Genomic DNA, 18,985 nt, shown 5'->3' with positions numbered 1-18,985 from the left:
CTCCTCCTTCTGACGGTGTTGATCGCCATGTCCATTGGCCTGTTGACCTGCGGTGCCCGCCCGGCGGCCGCCTATGACCAGTCGCCCCAGTTCGGCGACGGGCGCTTCCACAACCCCACCGGCAAGACCGATCTCGGCTTCTTCCGCACGGTCGGGGTGATGTGGCGCTTCCTGTTCAACAAGCCGGCCGACGCCAGCCCGTTGGCGCCCATCCCGGTGCAGGCCCTGACCCGCCAGGCCCTGCTCGATGCGCCCGATGACAGCCTGTGGCGGCTGGGGCATTCGACCCTGCTGATGAAGCTGGACGGGCACTTCTGGCTGACCGACCCGGTATTTTCCGAGCGTGCCTCGCCGATGTCGTTCATGGGCCCCAAGCGCTTCCATGCGCCGCCGCTCACGATCGACGAACTGCCGCCGATCACCGGCGTGATCATCTCGCATGACCATTACGACCATCTCGACCACGACGCGATCCAGGCGCTGGCACCCAAGGTGCAGCACTTCGTCACGGCGCTGGGCGTGGGCGACCGCCTGATCGCCTGGGGCGTACCGGCGGCGAAGGTCGTGCAGCTGGACTGGTGGCAGGACACCCGCGTGGAAGGCCTGAAGATCGTCGCGACGCCGGCCCAGCACTTCTCCGGACGCACCCTGGCCGACGGCAACCGCACGCTGTGGGCCTCGTGGGTGATCGATACGGGGCAGACCCGGATCTTCTTCAGCGGCGACACCGGCTACTTCGATGGCTTTGCCCGGATCGGCGAACGTTACGGCCCGTTCGACCTGACCATGATTGAAACCGGTGCCTACGGCGCGGATTGGCCGGACGTGCACATGCAGCCCGAACAGAGCCTGCAGGCGCATCTGGATGTGCGCGGCAAGGTGCTGATGCCGATCCACAACGGCACCTTCGACCTCGCGCTGCACCCGTGGACCGAACCCTTCGAGCGCATCACCGCGCTGGCGCAGGCGCAGGGCGTGCCGCTGACCGCGCCACACATGGGAGAACGCCTGGATATCCGCGCACCGGCACCGTCCACCCATTGGTGGCGCGAAGGACAGCCGACCGCAAAGTAAGGCAGGCCGCCATCGCGGCGACGCTGGCATGCACCGCTTGGCGATAAAGTAGGCGCAGGCGCCTTGTGCGCCATCGACCAACACGGAGCACGCGATGAAACGACTGATCCTGGTAGCAGCCTGCGCCTTCGCGCTGGCCGCCTGCAGCAACCCCGAAGCCGAACGCCAGGCGCAGCAGGCCGCCGCGGCCGCCGCCAAGGCGCAGCAGGAAGAAAAGGCCGAAGGCGTGGCCAAGCAGTACGACATGGCCGTCGCCGCGCAGGATTGGGAGCGTGCCCGCATCCATGGTGGCTCGCTGCTGGACCAGTACAAGGACACCGATGTCGCCGCGCGGATCGAACCGGGCTACGCCGAGGTCAAGGCCAAGGCCGAGGCCGCGCGCGAAACGCGCCGGCTGCAGGCCCTGTGGCAGTACAACCAGATCCCGGTCGGTACCAAGGGCATCCAGTCCTCTGCGCAGATCTACAGCAAGGAACGCGTGGACGTGGATGGCAGCGGCGCCAAGCCGGTGCAGCTGGTGTTCCGCGATCATCCCGAGTGGAAGCGGCATGCCTACCTGGTGCTGCAGGCCGGCGATTTCCGCTGCCCGAAATGCCAGGTCAAGGTGACCGTCGATGACGGCAAGCCGGTCTCGATGGCCGCCTGGCGCCCGGACACCGATGAGGCGATCGCGATGTTCATCACCGACCAGAAAGCGCTGTGGAACCTGGCGCGCAAGGCCAAGGTGATCAGCATCGAGTTCCCGGTCAAGGCCGGTGGCACGCGCACGGCCGTGTTCGAAACCGGTGGCGTGGATACGAGCAGGATGCCGCAGTGGTGGAAGTGAGCGGGCTTGCGGCGATCCGTCACTGGGTGTTCGACATGGACGGCACGCTGACCATCGCGGTGCATGATTTCCAGCGCATCAAACGCGAGCTCGCGATTCCAGCGGACGACGACATCCTGACCCACCTCGCTGCGTTGCCGGTGCAGGAGGCTGCGGCCAAGCATGCCTGGCTGCTCGCACACGAACGCGCGCTGGCCAGGCAGGCGCAGGCCGCCCCCGGCGCCGTCGCGCTGGTCCGCGCGCTGCACGCTGCGGGCTGCCGGCTGGGCATCCTCACCCGCAACGCGCGCGAACTCGCCGATGTGACCCTGCAGGCGATCGGTATCGGCGACATCTTTGCCCGCGAGGACATCATCGGCCGCGACGAAGCCGAGCCCAAGCCGTCGCCGGTCGGGCTGCAGTACTTCGTTGAGCGCTGGCAGGCCGTTCCATCCCAGGTGGTGATGGTCGGCGACCATCGCTTCGACCTGGAATGCGGCCGCGCCGCCGGCACCCGCACCTTGCTGGTCAACACCCCGGACAACCCCTGGCCGGGCATGGCCTGCTGGCACCTGGCCGACTGCGGGCAGGTGCTGGCGGCGTGGGAAGGAAAGCAGGTTCCGGCCTGATCGCCCCGGACAAGTACCTGCCGCACAACCCGCGCGCGGCGGAGCCGGAAAGCAGCCAGGCATGGCCCGGCTCTACCCAATCCCCCCGATGGCCCTCTGGAGAGGAGCCCCCTTGTTGTTCAAGGGGGCACGCCGAAGGCGGGGGGATAAGGTGGAATGCAATTGGGACCCGCGATTCGCTTTGGCGAATCGTGGGCCGCGTTTGATCGCAATGCGATCAAACGCTAAGCGCGTAGCCGAATTGCTGCTTGAACTGCTCATTGAACTCATCGAACGTGAAGCGCTGGTTCTGGGTGCCCGGGTGCTCGACCTTCAGCGCGCCCATCAGGTTGCCCATGCGGCCGATGGTCAGCCAGTCATAGCCCTTCTCGATGCCGTAGATCAGCCCGGCGCGGAACGCATCGCCACAGCCGGTCGGGTCCACCACGCGGCGCTCGTGCGCCGGCGGGATGTCATAGGTCTTTTCCGGGGTGTGGATGACCGCGCCCTTCGGCCCGCGGGTGGTGATGTAGGCCTTGACCCGGCTCACGATCTCCTTTTCATCCCAGCCGGTGCGCTCCTGCAGCAGGTTGGACTCGTAGTCGTTGACCACGACATAGTCGGCCTGCTCGATGAAGGTGCGCAGCTCCGGGCCGTTGAACAGCGGCATGGCCTGGCCCGGGTCGAAGATGAACGGCACGCCGCCGTCGAAGAACTCCTGCGAATTCTGGATCATGCCCTCGCGCCCGTCCGGGCCGACCAGGCCCAGGGTCACGCCCGGCACATCCTTCACGTGGTTCTCGTAGGAGCGCATCATCGCGCCCGGGTGGAAGGCGGTGATCTGGTTGTTGTCGTGGTCGGTGGTGATGAACGCCTGCGGGGTGAACAGCTCATCGATCACCTTGACCCGGCTCAGGTCGATGCCCAGGCCCTGGAAATACTCGCGGTACGGGCCGAAGTCCGAGCCCACGGTGCCCATCGGGATCGGCTCGCCGCCCAGCAGGTACAGGTTGTAGGCGATGTTGCCGGCGCACCCGCCGAACTCACGACGCATGCGCGGCACCAGGAACGACACATTCAGGATGTGCACCTTGTCCGGCAGGATGTGATTCTTGAACTGGTCCGGAAACACCATGATGGTGTCGAAGGCAAGAGAACCACAGATCAAAGCGGACATCGAGTAAGGCCTATGCGGAAGGGGGTTTGAGGCCCGTCGGGCGGGCAACGAAACGGCGCCCTGCGGCGCCCTGCGGCGCAAAGGTTAACGGGTGAGGCGGCTTTGGGCCAGAACCCGGGCTGTCCGGATTGGCCTGAATGGCCGTGAAGGCTGGCTTTCGGCCAGATTTGTCCTTGCTCGCGCACAGGGGGATTGCTAGGCTTGTCGGCCTCGAATTCTGCCCATTTTTTCGCCATCCCGCGTTGGGCGCGACACCCCTCAGGATCAACTCCCAGATGTTCAAGAAACTGCGTGGCATGTTCTCCAATGACCTGTCCATCGACCTGGGCACGGCCAACACCCTCATCTACGTGCGTGGGCAGGGGATCGTGCTGAACGAGCCGTCGGTCGTGGCCGTGCGCCAGGACCGTGCCATCGGTGGTACCCGTTCCGTGGCTGCCGTAGGCGCCGAAGCCAAGCAGATGCTGGGCCGTACCCCGGGCCATATCACCACCATCCGCCCGATGAAGGACGGCGTCATCGCCGACTTCACCTACACCGAGGCGATGCTCAAGCACTTCATCAAGAAGGTCCACAAGTCGCGCTTCCTGCGCCCGAGCCCGCGCGTGCTGGTCTGCGTGCCGGCCGGCTCGACCCAGGTCGAGCGCCGCGCCATCAAGGAATCGGCCGAGGAGGCCGGTGCGCGTGATGTGTTCCTGATCGAAGAGCCCATGGCTGCCGCGATCGGCGCCGGCATGCCGGTCACCGAGGCGCGTGGCTCGATGGTCATCGACATCGGCGGCGGCACCACCGAAGTGGCGGTCATCTCGCTCAACGGCATCGTCTACTCGGCCTCCGTGCGCATCGGTGGCGACCGCTTCGACGAGTCGATCACCAACTACGTGCGCCGCAACCACGGCATGCTGATCGGTGAAGCCACCGCCGAACGGATCAAGGTCGAGCTGGGCTGCGCCTACCCGCAGGCGGAAGTGATCGAGATGGAAATCTCCGGCCGCAACCTCGCCGAGGGCGTGCCGAAGATGATCAAGATCAACTCCAACGAGGTGCTGGAAGCCCTGCACGAGCCGCTGTCGGGCATCGTCAGCGCGGTCAAGCTGGCGCTGGAGCAGACCCCGCCGGAACTGTGTGCCGACGTCGCCGAGCGCGGCATCGTACTGACCGGTGGTGGCGCCCTGCTGCGCGACATGGACCGCCTGATCTCCGAAGAGACCGGCCTGCACGTGCAGGTGGCCGATGACCCGCTCACCTGCGTGGCCCGCGGTGGCGGTCGTGCGCTGGAGCTGGTGGACATGCACGGCAACGAGTTCTTTGCGCCGGAGTAAGCCGTACCGGCCGTGTATCGTGGACGCGCCTCTGCGGCGTGATGCCGGTGGGTCCCGCTCACCGGGCATCGCCTCGCCGGGGCGTTCTCGCATGCTGTTCCCGCTGCGCTGTGCTGCAACGCGCTTCACCCACACTTTTCCCAGTCGACGCCTGTGCCGCCTTACGCCGGTCCTCCCGTAGCCTCCCGCCAGGGCGATGCCGCCAGTCCGCTGCGCCTGCTCGCTTACCTGGCCCTGGCCATCACCCTGATCGTGCTCGATGACCAGGCCGGCTGGCTGTCGCGCCTGCGCGCGCAGGCCAACGTGCTGGTGCAGCCGGTGTGGGCGCTGGCCGGCCTGCCGGGCCGGCTCGGTACCCAGGTCAAGGACAATGCGGCCAGCCACGGCCAGCTGGTCAGCGAGAACCGCGAGCTGCGCAACCAGCTGCTCATCGCCAACGCGCGCCTGACCCGGCTGCAGACCGCCGCGCTGGACAACGCCCAGCTGCGCGAACTGCTCAACGTGGCCGAGCGCAGTGGCCTGGATGTGCAGCTCGCGCCGATCCTGGATATCGACCTGGACCCGGTGCGCCAGCGCCTGGTGTTGGCGGCCGGCACCCGCGATGGCGTGCATGTCGGCCAGGCGGTGATCGACGCCGGCGGCCTGATGGGCCAGGTGATCGCCACCACCGGCAACAGCGCGACCGTGCTGCTGCTCACCGACCCCGACCATGCCGTGCCGGTGACCGTGGCCCGCAACGGCGTGCGGCTGATCGTCTACGGCCGCGGCGACAAGCTGGAACTGCGTGACATCCCGCTCAGTGCCGGGGTGGAAGTCGGCGATGAGATCGTCACCTCCGGGCTGGGCGGTCGTTTCCCGGCCGGCTTCCCGGTCGGCAGCATCACCGCCCTGCGTCCGGATGACACCCATGCCTTCCTGGTCGGCGAACTGAAGCCGGCCGCCCAGCTGGACCGTGGCCGCGACGTGCTGCTGCTGCGCCCGGGTGAAGCAATCCACCTGCCGCCGAACCTGCGCCGCGATGCCAGCGAAGCCGGTGGACCGGCCGCCGCGCCGCTGCAGGAGGGCACGCCGGCCGGCACCGCCGCGCCGGCCAGTACCACTCCGGCGGGTTCATCCCCGGCCACGACGGCACCTGCGGCGGCGCCCGCCAATGCACCACAGGCCAACCGGCCCGGTCCGGCCGCACCGGTACCGGTGACCGTTCCGCGCCGTGCCGCAGCCGAATCCACGGTAGTGCCGAGCCATGCTCGGCAGGCCGAACCCGTGGAGAACCGGCCATGAGCCGCCTGCGCGACAAACCCTGGGTGCTGCCGGTCAGTCTGGTGGTAGCGCTGCTGCTCGGCCTGCTGCCGTTGCCGGCCCTGCTGCAGCCGCTGCGGCCGTACTGGCTGGCGCTGGTGCTGGCCTACTGGGTGATTGAAACGCCGGACCGGGTCGGGCTGGGCATCGCCTTCGCCAGCGGCGTGATCGCCGATCTGCTGTATGGCGGCGTGCTGGGCGAGCAGGCGCTGCGGCTGGTGATCCTGACCTTCATCCTGCAGCGCTTCCGCGCGCGGATCCGCTTCTTCCCGATGTCCCAGCAAATCCTGGCGATCGGCGGGCTGCTGTTCAACGACCGCATCGTCAGCGCGGTGGTGCACATCGTGGTGGGCGAGCCGACCATGCCGTGGTCGTACTGGTGGGCGCCGCTGCTGGGCATGGCGCTGTGGCCGCTGGTGTTCGTGCTGCTGGACGCGCTGCGCTTCGGGCGACGCGGGCGCTGACATGTACATGCGCCGCCAGGCCAAGAATCCGCATGCCGAGGCAGAACAGTTCCGGCGCCGCGCCGCGCTGGGCTTCCTCGGCGTGCTGGTATGCCTGATCGGGCTGGGCGGCTGGTACTTCAAGCTGCAGGTGATGGACCACGACATCTACGCCACGCGCTCGGAGGCCAACCGGATCAAGCCGCGGCCGGTGGTGCCCGGGCGCGGGATGATCTACGACCGCAACGGCCGGCTGCTGGCCGAGAACGTGCCGGCGTTCCGCCTGGACATCACCCCGGACAAGGTCAAGGACATGGACGCCACCCTGGCCGGCCTGTCCAGGATCCTCGCGCTCAGCCCGGAAGACATCGAGACCTTCAACAAGTCGCGCAAGGCACGCCGCAGTTTCCTGCCGGTCACGCTCAAGCTGCGCGTCACCGATGAGGAGATGGCGCGCTTCGCGGTGGACCGCTGGCGCTTTCCCGGCGTGGAGCTGGAGCCGTACCTGACCCGTCGCTATCCCTATGGCGATCTGTTCGCGCACATCATCGGCTACGTGGGCCGGGTGGATGACAAAGACCTGGAGATGCTGGGCGAGGGCAATGCCGCACTGACCCACATCGGCAAGTCCGGGCTGGAGCGCTATTACGAGCAGCAGCTGCGCGGCAAGGTCGGTTACGAGCAGGTCGAGACCAACGTGCAGGGCCGCGCGATCCGCACCATCGGCCGGGTCGCGGCGCAGTCCGGCAGCGATCTGCGGCTGTCCATCGATGCCGATCTGCAGCGTGCGATGGTCGCCGCCTTCGGCGAGTTCGAGGGCGCAGCGGTGGCGATGGACCCGCGCACCGGCGAGGTACTGGCGATGGTCAGCCTGCCCTCGTACGACCCCAACCTGTTCGTCAACGGCATCTCGCACGCTGATTTCAAGGCGCTCAACGACAACCCGTCGCGGCCGCAGTTCAACCGCCTGGTGCTGGGCGGCGTCGCGCCGGGCTCCACGATCAAGCCGTTGATCGGCCTGGCCGGGCTGGACAGTGGCGTGCGCCGGCCGGAGGACAAGATCCTCTCCACCGGCATGTTCTATCTGCCGGGCACCTCGCGCGGCTGGGGCGATGCCAACCGTGGCGGGCATGGCTGGACCGATCTGCGCAAGTCGATCACCCAGTCGGTCAACACGTACTACTACAAGCTCGCGCTGGATCTGGGCATCGAACGCTTTGACCACTACATGGGCTATTACGGGTTCGGTGCGCCGACCGGCATCGACCTGACCGGCGAGATCGGCGGCATCCTGCCTTCGCCGGCGGCCAAGTACAAATCGAGAAAAGAACGCTGGTATCCCGGCGACACGGTCAACGTCAGCATCGGCCAGGGCGACTGGAAGGTCACTCCGCTGCAGCTGGTGCATGGCGTGGCCGGGATCGCCGATGGCCACCTGCGCCAGCCGCACCTGGTGATGCAGCAGCGGGCCGGCTTCGACGCGGACTGGACCGCAACGCCGCCGGGCGAAAGCAAGCCGATCAGCCCCACGCCGAGCAATCTGCAGGCGGTGCGCGAGGGCATGATGGGCACCATGCAGCCGGGCGGCAGTGGTGCGCGTGCGGCTGCGGGCGCGCCGTATGTGATGGCCGGCAAGACCGGTACCGCGCAGGTGATCAGCCGCCGTGGCACGGCCGCGGTCAACCCGCGCAGCCTGCCACTGCACCTGCGCCACCGCGCACTGTTCGTGGGCTTCGCGCCGGCCGACAACCCGGTCATCGCGGTGGCGATCGCGGTCGAGGGCGGTGGTTACGGCGGCTCGGCGGCGGCACCGATCGCACGCAAGATTTTCGATGCCTGGCTGCTCGGCAAGATGCCCGACGGCCTGGAACCGCTGGACAGCGAGCGCGGCACGACCGCGATCGGCATCACCGCCTTCGATGGTGGTGATGGCGCGGCCCGCGAGGCCGGCGATGCCGCCGTCGCTGCGCTGGAGCTGCTGCCGGTCGTGGTGGGCGTGCCTGCGCCTGCGCCGGAACCCGGCGCGCCCGTGCCCAGTGCCACCGCGCCCCCGACCGCACCGGAGCGGCCCCGATGAAGGTCTTCCTGCGCTGGGCGGTCGATATGGCCGTCCGCTTCAGCAGCTCGCTGGACTGGGTGCTTTGCCTGGCATTGGGCGCGCTGATGCTGATCGGCCTGGCGGTGCTCAAGAGCGCCGGTGGCGACGGCCTGGTGTTCGCGCAGGGCGCGCGTTTCGCGGTCGGCCTGGCCGCGATGTGGGCGATTTCGCGGGTCTCGATCCTGCGCATCCGCTCGGCCACGCCCCTGATCTACGCGGTGTCGATGATTCCGCTGCTGGCCGTGTTCGTGCTGGGCACCGGCAAGTACGGCCGGCAGTGGCTGGATCTGAAGCTGTTCTACCTGCAGCCGGCCGAGCTGCTCAAGGTCAGCCTGCCGATGATGGTGGCCTGGTACCTGCATCGCATGCCGCTGCCGCCACGTTTCTCCACGGTGCTGACCAGTGCGGTGATCATCGGCGTGCCGACCGGGCTGGTGATGCTGCAGCCGGATTTCGGCACCGGCGTGTTGATCGCCGCCAGTGGCGCGTTCGTGCTGCTGCTGGCCGGGCTGCCGTGGTGGTGGGTGGGCGTGGCGGTCGGCGGGGTTGCCGCGGCCGCGCCGGTGGCCTGGTTCTGGCTGCTGCGCCCGTACCAGAAGGACCGCATCATGATGTTCATGGACCCGGAGAGCGATGCGCTCGGTGCGGGCTGGAACATCATCCAGTCCAAGATCGCGATCGGCTCAGGCGGCTTCGATGGCAAGGGCTGGGGCCAGGGCTCGCAGTCGCACCTGAACTTCATTCCCGAACAGACCACCGACTTCGCCTTCTCCGTGCTCAGTGAAGAGTTCGGCTGGATCGGCGTGGCCATCGTGCTCGCCCTGTACCTGGTGGTGATCGGGCGCTGCCTGTGGATCGCCTCGCAGTCGCGCGATACCTATTCACGGCTGCTGGCCGGCGCGACCGGGCTGGCGTTCTTCGTGTATGTGCTGGTCAACGGCGGCATGATTTCCGGTTTGTTGCCGGTGGTGGGCGTGCCGATGCCCTTGATCAGTTACGGCGGCACCTCGGCGGTATCGCTGCTGGCCGGCTTCGGCCTGGTGATGGCCGTGCGTCGCCACAATCCGGTGCACGGCGGCTACGGCTGAGTGCGCGCGATGCGTACGCCGCGCACCGGCGGTACGTGTCGGCTAAGGATTGGGGTGCCCACGCGTGTTACGGTCCTGCGCTCGCGCCGGCCCGCATCGCGGGTCCGCTTTCTGTTCGCCGTGTCGCCTCCTGCTGTGCGTCGCGTCATCCACAGGAGTCGTCCGCATGGTTGAACTACTGCAGCGCGCACGCGCCGTGTTCCATTTCTTCTTCCGCACGCTGGACCTGCCGCTGCTGGGCGCCTTGTGCCTGCTGATGGTGGCCGGCCTGGCCGTGCTGCACAGCGTGGACGGGCCCGTGCATGCGCAGGCGATGCGCTACGGCGCCGGGCTTGCCGCCCTGTGGGGGCTGTCGCGGCTGCCGGTGGTGGAACTGCGCGCGTGGTCGCCGTGGATCTACACCCTGTCCCTGCTGCCGCTGCTGGCGGTGTATGTGGTGGGCACCGGCAAATACGGCCAGCGCTGGTTGAACCTGGGCGTGTTCTACCTGCAGCCCTCCGAGCTGCTCAAGCTGAGCCTGCCGATGATGATGGCCTGGTACCTGCACAAACAGCCGTTGCCGCCGCGGCCGCGTGCGGTACTCACCGCCGCGATGCTGATCGGTGGCCCCGCCGTGCTGATCCTGCTGCAGCCCAACCTCGGCACCGCCACGCTGGTGACCGCCAGCGGGGTGTTCGCGCTGCTGTTGGCGGGCCTGCGCTGGTGGTGGATGGCCGTGGCTCTGGGCGGGCTGTCGGTCGCTGCGCCGCTGGCGTGGTTCGGGCTGCTGCGCCAGTACCAGAAGGATCGTGTGCTGACCTTCCTGTACCCGGAGAACGATCCACTGGGCACCGGCTGGAACATCATCCAGTCCAAGATCGCGATCGGCTCGGGCGGCATGCACGGCAAAGGCTGGGGGCAGGGGACCCAGGCCACGCTGGATTTCCTGCCCGAGTACACCACCGACTTCGCCTTTTCGGTGCTGGCCGAGGAGTTCGGCTGGGTCGGCGTGGCAGTGGTGCTCAGCCTGTTCCTGTTCGTCACCGCGCGCTGCCTGTGGATCGCCAGCCAATCGCGCTGTGGCTACTCGCGCCTGTTGGTGGGCACCACCGGCCTGGTGTTCTTCGTCTATGTGCTGGTCAACGGCGGCATGATCTCCGGCCTGCTGCCGGTGGTGGGCGTGCCGATGCCGCTGATCAGCTATGGCGGCACCTCGGCGGTCTCGCTGCTGGCCAGTTTCGGGCTGGTCATGGCCGCACGACAGCACCAGCCGGTGCACGCCACATGAGCGAGTTTGCGCAGCCGCTGCGCGGGCACCCATGGGGAAACGGTTTCAGGTGCACACGTTGTCAACGCGCGCGGGCAAAAGTGAGAAGTGGCGCACAGATATGAAGTGACTTGATCTCGATCAATGGACTTGTCGTAAACGGCCTGCACAATGGCGGCCCGCCAACAACGACGCGCTGAGCCAAGCATCGCGGAGGGGGAGTCTGGCGGGGAGTAGTTGACCTCACAGGCAGAGGGGCGAAGCGCGCGCTGGGGAGATGCGCGCCGCGCCGCTGCCGATCAGGTCCGGTTTGGCCGGTTGCGTCTGCGGGGATGGGGACGCAACCGGCGAACCTCTTGTGCCGTCCCTACCAACTTCCAAAAGTGAGACGTGCGTTGCGTGGCCGCCCTTGCTGGGCTGCCCCGGCCGCCCGGCGGCGGGCCGTGCCGCACACCGGTACCGCCGCGATCGTGGCGCCCCCCTGCAGCAATACATGAATGGGCGCCGGTCATGCGCCTGTCTACACATGGCCTTAACGGCAGTGGAGAAACTCGGGCAATCCGTTGAGATTCATGGTCTTAGGGGTTTTAATTCATCCATGACCTGCTAACCTGCCGCGATGATTCGACGCTCCCTGGCCTGCATGCTCACGCTCGGTTTGGTCGCTTGTGCGACCCAGCCGCAGACTCCTTCACCGACGCCGCAGGCCTCGGGTGTTCCCGTCACGCCGGCCCCCGGCAGCAAGGGTCCGGCCGAAGCTGCCCCGGAGGCAGCCGGAGCCAACGCCGCCCCGGTGGATCTGACCCCGGTGCCCTTCGAGGTGGCCCGCGCCAACTTCGTGCGCGATACCGCCGCCCGTTACGGCATTCCGGCCGCGCAGATCGAGGCGACACTGGCCCAGGCGCAGATCCGTGATCCGATCATCGCCGCGATGTCGCGCCCGGCCGAGCGGGTCAAACCGTGGAACGAGTACCGGCCGATGTTCATCAGCCAGGCGCGGATCGAGGGCGGAAAGAAATTCCTCGCCCAGCACCGCGACGAGTTGATGCGCGTGCAGCAGCGCACCGGCGTCCCGGCCGAGGTGATCGTGGCGATCATCGGCGTGGAAACCAGTTACGGCGGTAATACCGGCAACTACCGCGTGCTCGATGCGCTGTACACACTGGCCTTCAAGTACCCGCGCAGCGGCGACCCGGCCAAGCTTGAACGTGAAGTGCGCCGCGAGCTGTTCTTCCGCGACGAGCTGTCGCGCCTGTTCGCGCTGACCCGCGATGAAAAGCTGGACATCACCGCGATCAAGGGCAGCTACGCCGGCGCGATGGGCATGGGCCAGTTCATGCCCTCCAGCTATCTGGACTATGCGGTGGACGGCAACGGCGATGGCCGCCGCGATCTGTTCAACAGCTACGACGACGTGTTCTCGTCGATCGCCAATTACTTCGTCAAGAAGGGCGGTTGGGTCCGTGGTGGCCCGGTGGCCGTGCCGGCCACGCTGCAGGCCGGTCGCGAGGAATTCAATCCGACCGAATGGGCGCCGACCTGGACGCTGTCGCAGCTGGCCCAGCGCGGGTACCAGCCCAGCGTGCCGGTCGCCGCGGGCCTGACCGCCACCCCGATCACGCTGGAAGGCAGCACCGGCAAGCAGTACTGGCTGGGCTTCCAGAACTACTACGCCATTACCCGCTACAACCTCTCGAAAATGTATGCGATGGCCGTGTACCAGCTGTCCCAGGCCATTGCTGGACAGGAGTTGCCGCCGGCATGAACACGATCGCACGCTCCAGATGGCTGATCCCGGGTCTGTTGATACTGGCACTGGCCGCCTGCAGCAGTGCGCCGAAGAAACCCGGTGCCAGCAGCGCCGGCAGCAGCAAGCCGTCCGCCGCGGTGGTGCAGGGCAAGGGCGGGCGTCCGGCGCATTGTCCGGAAGGCTCTCCCTACAAGGCGGCTGCTGAAGATCCCAGCACGCGCGGCGATTACCGCGCCGGCGGTCTGTACAAGCCGGGCGTGAATGACAGCACCCCCACCTACATCCCGAACGTGGCCTGCATCCCCGAGCCGGAAGTGGTCGATCTGCCGCGCTCGCCGATCGGCAACAAATCGCCGTACGTCGTGCTGGGCAAGCAGTACCAGGTGATGGACAAGACCCGCGGCTACGCCGAGAAGGGCACTGCTTCCTACTATGGCGCCAAGTTCCACGGCCGCCTGACTTCCAACCGCGAGGTGTACGACATGTACGCCTTCACCGCCGCGCACAAGACACTGCCGCTGCCGAGCTTTGCCCGGGTGACCAACCTGGACAACGGCGAATCGGTGATCGTGCGCGTCAACGATCGCGGCCCGTTCCACGATGGGCGCGTGGTCGATCTCAGTTATGCCGCCGCCGTGCGCCTGGGCATCACCCAGCGCGGCACCGGCAACGTGGAGGTGCGTGCGCTGGCACCGGGGGATGACAACCTGATGGTCGACAAGCCCAGCCGCCGCGAGCGCCGCGAGGTCGCCGCCGCTGCGGCTGCCGCCGCCTCCGCCTCCGCGCCCGCCGCTGCCGTGCGCAGTGCCAGCGAGATGGATGCGCTGGTCGGCAAGCTGCCGGCCGCCACGGCGACCGCTGCCGCCAAACCGGCCGGCGAGAAGTACCGCTACCGCGTGGCCGATTCGGCCAAGCCGGGCAACGCCGACAACTTCGATCACTGGATGCGCGACAACGGTGTGCGCGTTGCCACCGGCAAGCCCGCCACCACCCAGGCTGCCAGCGTCAACAGTGCGCCGGTGGCGGTGGCCGCATTGCCCGCCGCCGCACCCGCGGCACGCCCGGCACCGGCCCCCGGTGCAACGCTTTCCCAGCAGGTGCTCGGCAGCGTGCTGCTGCAGGTCGCCAGCTTCGCCAGCCGTGACAACGCCACCCGCGCGCTCGGCCAGCTGTCCTCGGCGGGCATCGCCGGGGCCAGCATCAGCGACATCGTCAGTGGCGGGCGCACCCTGTGGCGCCTGCGCGTGCCGGCCCCCGACCATGCCAGCGCCTCGGAACTTGCCGGCCGGATTGCCGGTCTGGGCTTCGGGGCGCCGCAGATCGTGAAGGACTGAGCCTTCCACTGCCCGCGGCACGCCAGCGCGTGCCGCCGCTCCTTGGGCCTACAATGCCCGTTATCCCTCATCCACCCCTTGGCGCCCTCCAGGAGCTTGCTGTCCGATGAAATTCCGCTTTGCCGCCGCTGCCATGGCCACGACCCTGTTCGTGGGCATGGTTTCCGCCCAGACCCCTGCGCCGACCCCGGCTCCGGCGCCTGCTCCCGCCGCCGCTCCGGCCACCGTGGCGACCCCGCCGGCCCCCAAGCCCAGCGTCTCCAAGGCCTGGATCCTGATGGACTACGCCACCGGGCAGGTCCTGGCCGGTGAAAACGTGCACGAACAACTGGCCCCGGCCAGCATCACCAAGGTGATGACGTCGTATGTCGTGGCCGCCGAGGTCAAGAACGGCAAGGTCCGCACCGATGACCAGGTGATGATGAGCGAGCGCGCGTGGCGCGAGGGCGGCGCCGGCACCGACGGCAGCTACAGCGGCTTCCCGGTCAACCAGACCGCACGCCTGGAAGACATGGAAAAGGGCATGGCGATCCAGTCCGGCAACGATGCCGCGATCGCCCTGGCCGAACACGTGGCCGGCAGCGAAGAGGCCTTCGCCTCGCTGATGAACAGCTACGCCGCCAAGATCGGCATGAAGGATTCCCACTTCGTCAACGCCCATGGCCTGAGCGCCCCGGGCCACCACACCACCGCGTACGACCTGGCCCTGCTGGGCCGCGCGATGGTGCGTGACTATCCGGAAACCTACGCCTACAACAAGGTGAAGGAATTCACCGTCGGCAACATCACCCAGCCCAACCGCAACCTGCTGCTGTGGCGCGACCAGAGCGTGGACGGCATCAAGACCGGCCATACCTCCGAAGCCGGCTACTGCCTGATGAGCTCGGCCCAGCGAGGTGACCAGCGCCTGGTCGCCGTGGTACTCGGTGGCGGCTCGGAAAAGCAGCGCGCCGATGACAGCCTGGCGCTGCTCAACTGGGGCTTCCGCTTCTTCGAAACCCACCGCATGTACGAGCCGGGCAAGGTCGTGGCCGAGCACAAGGTGTGGAAGGGCAAGACCGACAAGCTGCAGCTGGGCGTGGCCCAGCCGATGCTGGTCAGCGTCCCGCGCGGCCGCTACAACGATCTCAAGCCGAGCATCGATGTGCCCAAGACCCTCGAAGCGCCATTCACCGCCGGCCAGCAGGTCGGCACCCTGAAGGTGATGCTGGACAACCAGGTCGTCGCCCAGGCCCCGCTGGTGGCCGTGGCCGCCGTCGAAGAAGCCGGCTTCTTCAAGCGCCTGTGGGACAGCTTCTGGATGTGGTGGGAATCGGAGTAATCCGGTTCGACCGCACTGAAAAAAGACCGGCGAACGCCGGTCTTTTTTTGGGGTGGGCGATGAGCCGACCAACGGTCGGCAGCTACCCGCTTCAGGATCAGTCGCTCGCTTACAGCGACCGGCTGATCGTGAAGCTGCCGAACACCGGCGCCTCACGCTGCCCATCGAACTCGCGCGTGCTGTGGTAACGGGCCAGCGCGAACTTCCAGCGACCGCGCATCACCGCCAGCCCGTAACCGGCCGTCCCCACCACGTGGCGCTTGTCCACGCTGTGGCTGTTGCGGAAGGTATTGCCGTCCAGCGTGATATCGCGGATCACCCACGCCGCATCCGTGGTGGCGAACAGATGCCACGACCAGCCGCTCGGCTTGCCGCCGCGCGTCGGCGCAGTGTTCTCACCGGCCGGGCGCAGCGGCGTGCTGCCGAAATCGTCCGGCAACTTCCAACCAAATCGCACCTCGCCACCGGCATTGAGGTGCGTTGCCAGATTGCCCACCGCGCCACCGTAGTGGCTGATCGCATCCCAGCCCCAGCCGCCCAGGTTCTCACTGGCGTCGGCCGGCCACCGGCGCATCCGCTCGTGCGTGAGCATGATCACCGGCTCGTTGTGCAGCTGGTTGTCCCAACCCTGGAACTTCTCATCGCCCAGCAGCTCGTGCACCGCGTTCTGGACTTCCTCGCCCTGGGCCCACGGCCCCACCACGCCCAACGCCAGCTGCGTGGTCTGCAACCGGTCGCCGCGACGCGCGTTGTAACCGAAGCTGCCGATCAGCACGCCCGCATACGGCCGGTCGTCCTCGATCAGGTCCTTCCGGGTGAAATCGGTCGGGGTGAAGATGCCCTGGGCCAGGCTGAAGATCATGTTCTGCTGTTCGTACTCGCCCGGATGCAGCCGCTCCAGGTGGCTGTTGACCCAGCGCGCCAGGCGCGGCAGGCACGGGTCATCGGTGTAATCGACCAGGTTCGGCGAGACGAAGGTGATCTGGGCGCCGTTGGTATAGCCCTGGTCCTGGTCCTTGCCACCGAAGAGGTCGTTGTCGACGCGGAAATTGACCTGCGGCGGGTGCTCGCGCATCGCATCGGGCCCGCATTGAGTGGCGGCGTGGGCGGCAGGCGCGGCCAGGGCCAGGACACCGGCGAGTGCGGCCGGCAGCGCAAAGGGCTTCAGAGACATGGGATACCAGACGGGGATTTATTCTTTCTTAAGCCGGTACAGCGTAATCAGAGCGTGATGTCGTGAACAGCACTGCGCACGCACTGCTGCGTATCAGTGGCGATACAGGCGTTTTCACGGGCCGTTCGGCGCCGCTGTGCGCACGATCAAGCAGCGCTTGGGTTCGGGCGCAGGCATCCCCATAATCCCGGTCATGGAGATCAAGTCTGACAACCCCGACCACGGCTTCCAGTTTCCCGGCCAGTTCGAACTCAGCGCCATGGGCGCGGCCGGCAAGGACCTGGAACGCGAACTGCCGCGCCTGCTCGAGCTGGCCGGCGTGGATGTGCTGAGCGAGCGCATCAGCTGGAAACACTCGTCCAACGGCAAGTATGTGTCGGTGCGGCTGGTGTTCAAGGCGGATAACCGCGACCAGTACGACGCCGCCCACAACGCCCTGCGCGACCACCCGGAAGTGAAGTGGACGCTGTAACCAGCTGCGCCACCGCTGCGGCCCCGGGTGACCGGGCGCCGCAACCGGCCATTGTGCGCGACCTCGGCCGCCAGCCCTATGCCCCGGTCTGGCACGCGATGCAGCGCTTCACCGATGCCCGCACCGAGGACACCCCCGACGAGCTGTGGGTGGTCGAGCACGACCCGGTGTTCACCCTGGGCCAGGCCGGCAAGGACGAGCACGTGCTCGCCCCCGGCGATATTCCCGTTCTGCATGTCGACCGTGGCGGCCAGGTGACCTACCACGGCCCCGGCCAGCTGGTGATCTACCCGCTGCTGCAGCTGCGGCGGCTGGGGATCGGCGTGCGCGACTACGTCTGCCGCATCGAGCAGGCCATCATCGACACCCTCGGCGACTGGAATATCGGCGCCGAGCGCCTGGAGGGCGCGCCCGGGGTCTACGTGGGCGGGGCCAAGGTCGCCGCCCTGGGCATCCGCGTCCGCCGTGGCTGCACCTTCCATGGCCTGTCCTTCAATGTGGCCATGGACCTGGAACCGTTCCGCCGGATCAACCCCTGTGGCTATCAAGGGCTGCAGGTGACCTCGGTGGTAGACTTGGGGGGACCGTCCGGCATGGCGGCCGTCACGCCGGTGCTGCTGGGCCATCTGGCCCGCCAGTTCGGCCTGGCCCTCGAGCCGGCCGCTGAATTACCCGATTTGACTGACGCGGCGTGAACGCCGCCGACCAAGGCCATGACTGAAACCTCCGCTCGCATCATTCCCCTGCAGGTCGTGCAGGGCGACACGCCGTCCGCCGCCCCGTTGCAGACGGGCGTCAAACAGATCGGCGGTGACAAGATCGGCCGCTCCCCGGTGCAGTTCGCCGACGTGCCGGTGCTGCGCAAGCCGTCGTGGATCCGCGTGCGGATTCCCTCCGGCAACGCCGTGCAGAACCTCAAGGCCAAGCTGCGCGAAAACCGCCTGGTCACGGTTTGCGAGGAAGCCAGCTGCCCCAACATCCACGAGTGCTTCAGCCACGGCACCGCGACCTTCATGATCCTCGGCGAGGTCTGCACCCGCCGTTGCTCGTTCTGCGACGTCGCCCACGGCCGGCCCAAGCCGCCGGATGCCAACGAGCCGGCCAGCCTGTCCCAGACGGTGGCGGACATGGGGCTGAAGTATGTCGTGGTGACCAGCGTGGACCGCGATGACCTGCGCGACGGCGGTGCCCAGCACTTCGCCGACTGCATCGGTGCCATCCGCGCCAAGTCGCCCAACACCAGGATCGAGGTGCTGACCCCGGACTTCCGTGGCAAGGGCCGCATGGAGCGCGCGCTGGAGATCCTGGCGACCAACCCGCCGGACGTGTTCAACCACAACATCGAAACCGTGCCGGACCTGTACCGCAATGTGCGCCCGGGCGCGGACTACCAGTGGTCGCTGACCCTGCTCAAGAAGTTCAAGGCCCAGCACCCGGAGATCGCCACCAAGTCCGGCATCATGCTCGGCCTCGGCGAGACTCTGGAGCAGGTCCAGGCCACGCTGCGCGACCTGCGCGAGCATGATGTGGACATGATCACGATCGGCCAGTACCTGCAGCCGACCGCGCATCACCACCCGGTGCTGCGTTACTGGACCCCCGAGGAGTACAAGGCGCTGGAGGAGTACGGCAATGCGCTGGGCTTCAGCCACGTCGCCTCCGGTCCGATGGTGCGCTCGTCCTACCATGCCGACCGCCAGGCGGCCGACGCCGGCGTCGCCGGTTGATCCAGCGGGCCCTTCGGGGCCCGTTCTGCCAATCCACTCCGTCTTTC

Annotated in this window: 17 protein-coding genes; 15 read left to right on the top strand and 2 right to left on the bottom strand. The window is 67.6% G+C overall.

Features of this window, described 5'->3' with window-relative positions; genetic code table 11:
- The first annotated feature begins 27 nt into the window (after positions 1–27).
- From OC373_RS06670 to OC373_RS06660, 3 genes are all read left to right on the top strand, one after another.
- On the top strand, positions 28–1,074 hold the full coding sequence (locus OC373_RS06670; RefSeq protein WP_261997313.1) for an MBL fold metallo-hydrolase: 1,047 nt from the start codon (positions 28–30) through the stop codon (positions 1,072–1,074).
- A 94-nt stretch (positions 1,075–1,168) separates the two neighbouring features.
- On the top strand, positions 1,169–1,900 hold the full coding sequence (locus tag OC373_RS06665; RefSeq protein WP_046274248.1) for a hypothetical protein: 732 nt from the start codon (positions 1,169–1,171) through the stop codon (positions 1,898–1,900).
- A gap of 35 nt (positions 1,901–1,935) precedes the next feature.
- On the top strand, positions 1,936–2,508 hold the full coding sequence (locus tag OC373_RS06660) for an HAD family hydrolase (protein ID WP_083279925.1): 573 nt from the start codon (positions 1,936–1,938) through the stop codon (positions 2,506–2,508).
- Between the two features lie 217 nt (positions 2,509–2,725).
- On the opposite strand, the gene OC373_RS06655 is transcribed toward OC373_RS06660, so the two are convergent.
- Complete coding sequence (locus OC373_RS06655) at positions 2,726–3,664, bottom strand: carbohydrate kinase family protein (protein WP_070425958.1); 939 nt, start codon at positions 3,662–3,664, stop codon at positions 2,726–2,728.
- Between the two features lie 275 nt (positions 3,665–3,939).
- On the opposite strand from OC373_RS06655, the gene OC373_RS06650 reads away from it, so the two are divergent.
- From OC373_RS06650 to OC373_RS06610, 9 genes are all read left to right on the top strand, one after another.
- On the top strand, positions 3,940–4,986 hold the full coding sequence (locus OC373_RS06650; protein ID WP_019186044.1) for a rod shape-determining protein: 1,047 nt from the start codon (positions 3,940–3,942) through the stop codon (positions 4,984–4,986).
- Between the two features lie 153 nt (positions 4,987–5,139).
- Complete coding sequence (mreC, locus tag OC373_RS06645) at positions 5,140–6,267, top strand: rod shape-determining protein MreC (protein WP_261997312.1); 1,128 nt, start codon at positions 5,140–5,142, stop codon at positions 6,265–6,267.
- The gene (gene mreD, locus OC373_RS06640; RefSeq protein WP_261997311.1) at positions 6,264–6,749 is read left to right on the top strand and encodes a rod shape-determining protein MreD; all 486 of its coding nucleotides are present in this window, start codon (positions 6,264–6,266) and stop codon (positions 6,747–6,749) included. Before mreC ends, mreD begins: the two co-directional genes overlap by 4 nt.
- A 1-nt stretch (position 6,750) precedes the next feature.
- Positions 6,751–8,805 carry a penicillin-binding protein 2 gene (gene mrdA, locus OC373_RS06635; protein WP_261997310.1) on the top strand — a complete coding sequence of 685 codons (2,055 nt, stop codon included), beginning with the start codon at positions 6,751–6,753 and terminating at the stop codon, positions 8,803–8,805.
- Positions 8,802–9,914, top strand: coding sequence for a rod shape-determining protein RodA (rodA, locus tag OC373_RS06630; RefSeq protein WP_019186040.1), 1,113 nt, complete (start codon positions 8,802–8,804; stop codon positions 9,912–9,914). The genes mrdA and rodA (OC373_RS06630) overlap by 4 nt, the downstream gene beginning before the upstream one ends.
- Before the next feature lie 166 nt (positions 9,915–10,080).
- The gene (gene rodA / locus OC373_RS06625) at positions 10,081–11,181 is read left to right on the top strand and encodes a rod shape-determining protein RodA (RefSeq protein WP_019186039.1); all 1,101 of its coding nucleotides are present in this window, start codon (positions 10,081–10,083) and stop codon (positions 11,179–11,181) included.
- 598 nt (positions 11,182–11,779) lie between these two features.
- Positions 11,780–12,925 (top strand): lytic murein transglycosylase B, encoded by a 1,146-nt coding sequence (gene mltB, locus OC373_RS06620; protein WP_261997309.1) that lies wholly within the window; start codon positions 11,780–11,782, stop codon positions 12,923–12,925.
- Positions 12,922–14,244: a septal ring lytic transglycosylase RlpA family protein gene (locus OC373_RS06615; protein ID WP_070425953.1), complete on the top strand. Its 1,323-nt coding sequence runs from the start codon at positions 12,922–12,924 to the stop codon at positions 14,242–14,244. Before mltB ends, OC373_RS06615 begins: the two co-directional genes overlap by 4 nt.
- 106 nt (positions 14,245–14,350) lie before the next feature.
- Positions 14,351–15,565, top strand: coding sequence for a D-alanyl-D-alanine carboxypeptidase family protein (locus OC373_RS06610; RefSeq protein ID WP_046274253.1), 1,215 nt, complete (start codon positions 14,351–14,353; stop codon positions 15,563–15,565).
- A gap of 109 nt (positions 15,566–15,674) precedes the next feature.
- Here OC373_RS06610 and OC373_RS06605 read toward each other — a convergent pair whose 3' ends face one another.
- Entirely contained in the window at positions 15,675–16,739 is a 1,065-nt protein-coding gene (locus OC373_RS06605; protein ID WP_019186035.1) for a lipid A deacylase LpxR family protein, read from the bottom strand.
- A gap of 193 nt (positions 16,740–16,932) precedes the next feature.
- Between OC373_RS06605 and OC373_RS06600 the strand changes: the two genes are divergently transcribed.
- From OC373_RS06600 to lipA, 3 genes are read left to right on the top strand one after another with little or no spacing between them, the layout of a single operon-like run.
- Positions 16,933–17,211: a DUF493 family protein gene (locus OC373_RS06600; RefSeq protein WP_019186034.1), complete on the top strand. Its 279-nt coding sequence runs from the start codon at positions 16,933–16,935 to the stop codon at positions 17,209–17,211.
- On the top strand, positions 17,199–17,906 hold the full coding sequence (gene lipB, locus OC373_RS06595) for a lipoyl(octanoyl) transferase LipB (RefSeq protein ID WP_046274256.1): 708 nt from the start codon (positions 17,199–17,201) through the stop codon (positions 17,904–17,906). Before OC373_RS06600 ends, lipB begins: the two co-directional genes overlap by 13 nt.
- Positions 17,907–17,924: 18 nt before the next feature.
- Positions 17,925–18,938: a lipoyl synthase gene (gene lipA, locus OC373_RS06590; RefSeq protein ID WP_261997308.1), complete on the top strand. Its 1,014-nt coding sequence runs from the start codon at positions 17,925–17,927 to the stop codon at positions 18,936–18,938.
- Positions 18,939–18,985: the final 47 nt, after the last annotated feature.

The sequence above is a fragment of the Stenotrophomonas sp. Ste96 genome (assembly GCF_024519495.1).
Classification (GTDB): domain Bacteria; phylum Pseudomonadota; class Gammaproteobacteria; order Xanthomonadales; family Xanthomonadaceae; genus Stenotrophomonas; species Stenotrophomonas bentonitica_A.
Note: the sequence above shows the minus strand (reverse complement) of the source record. Positions and strands in the feature narration are given on the sequence as shown.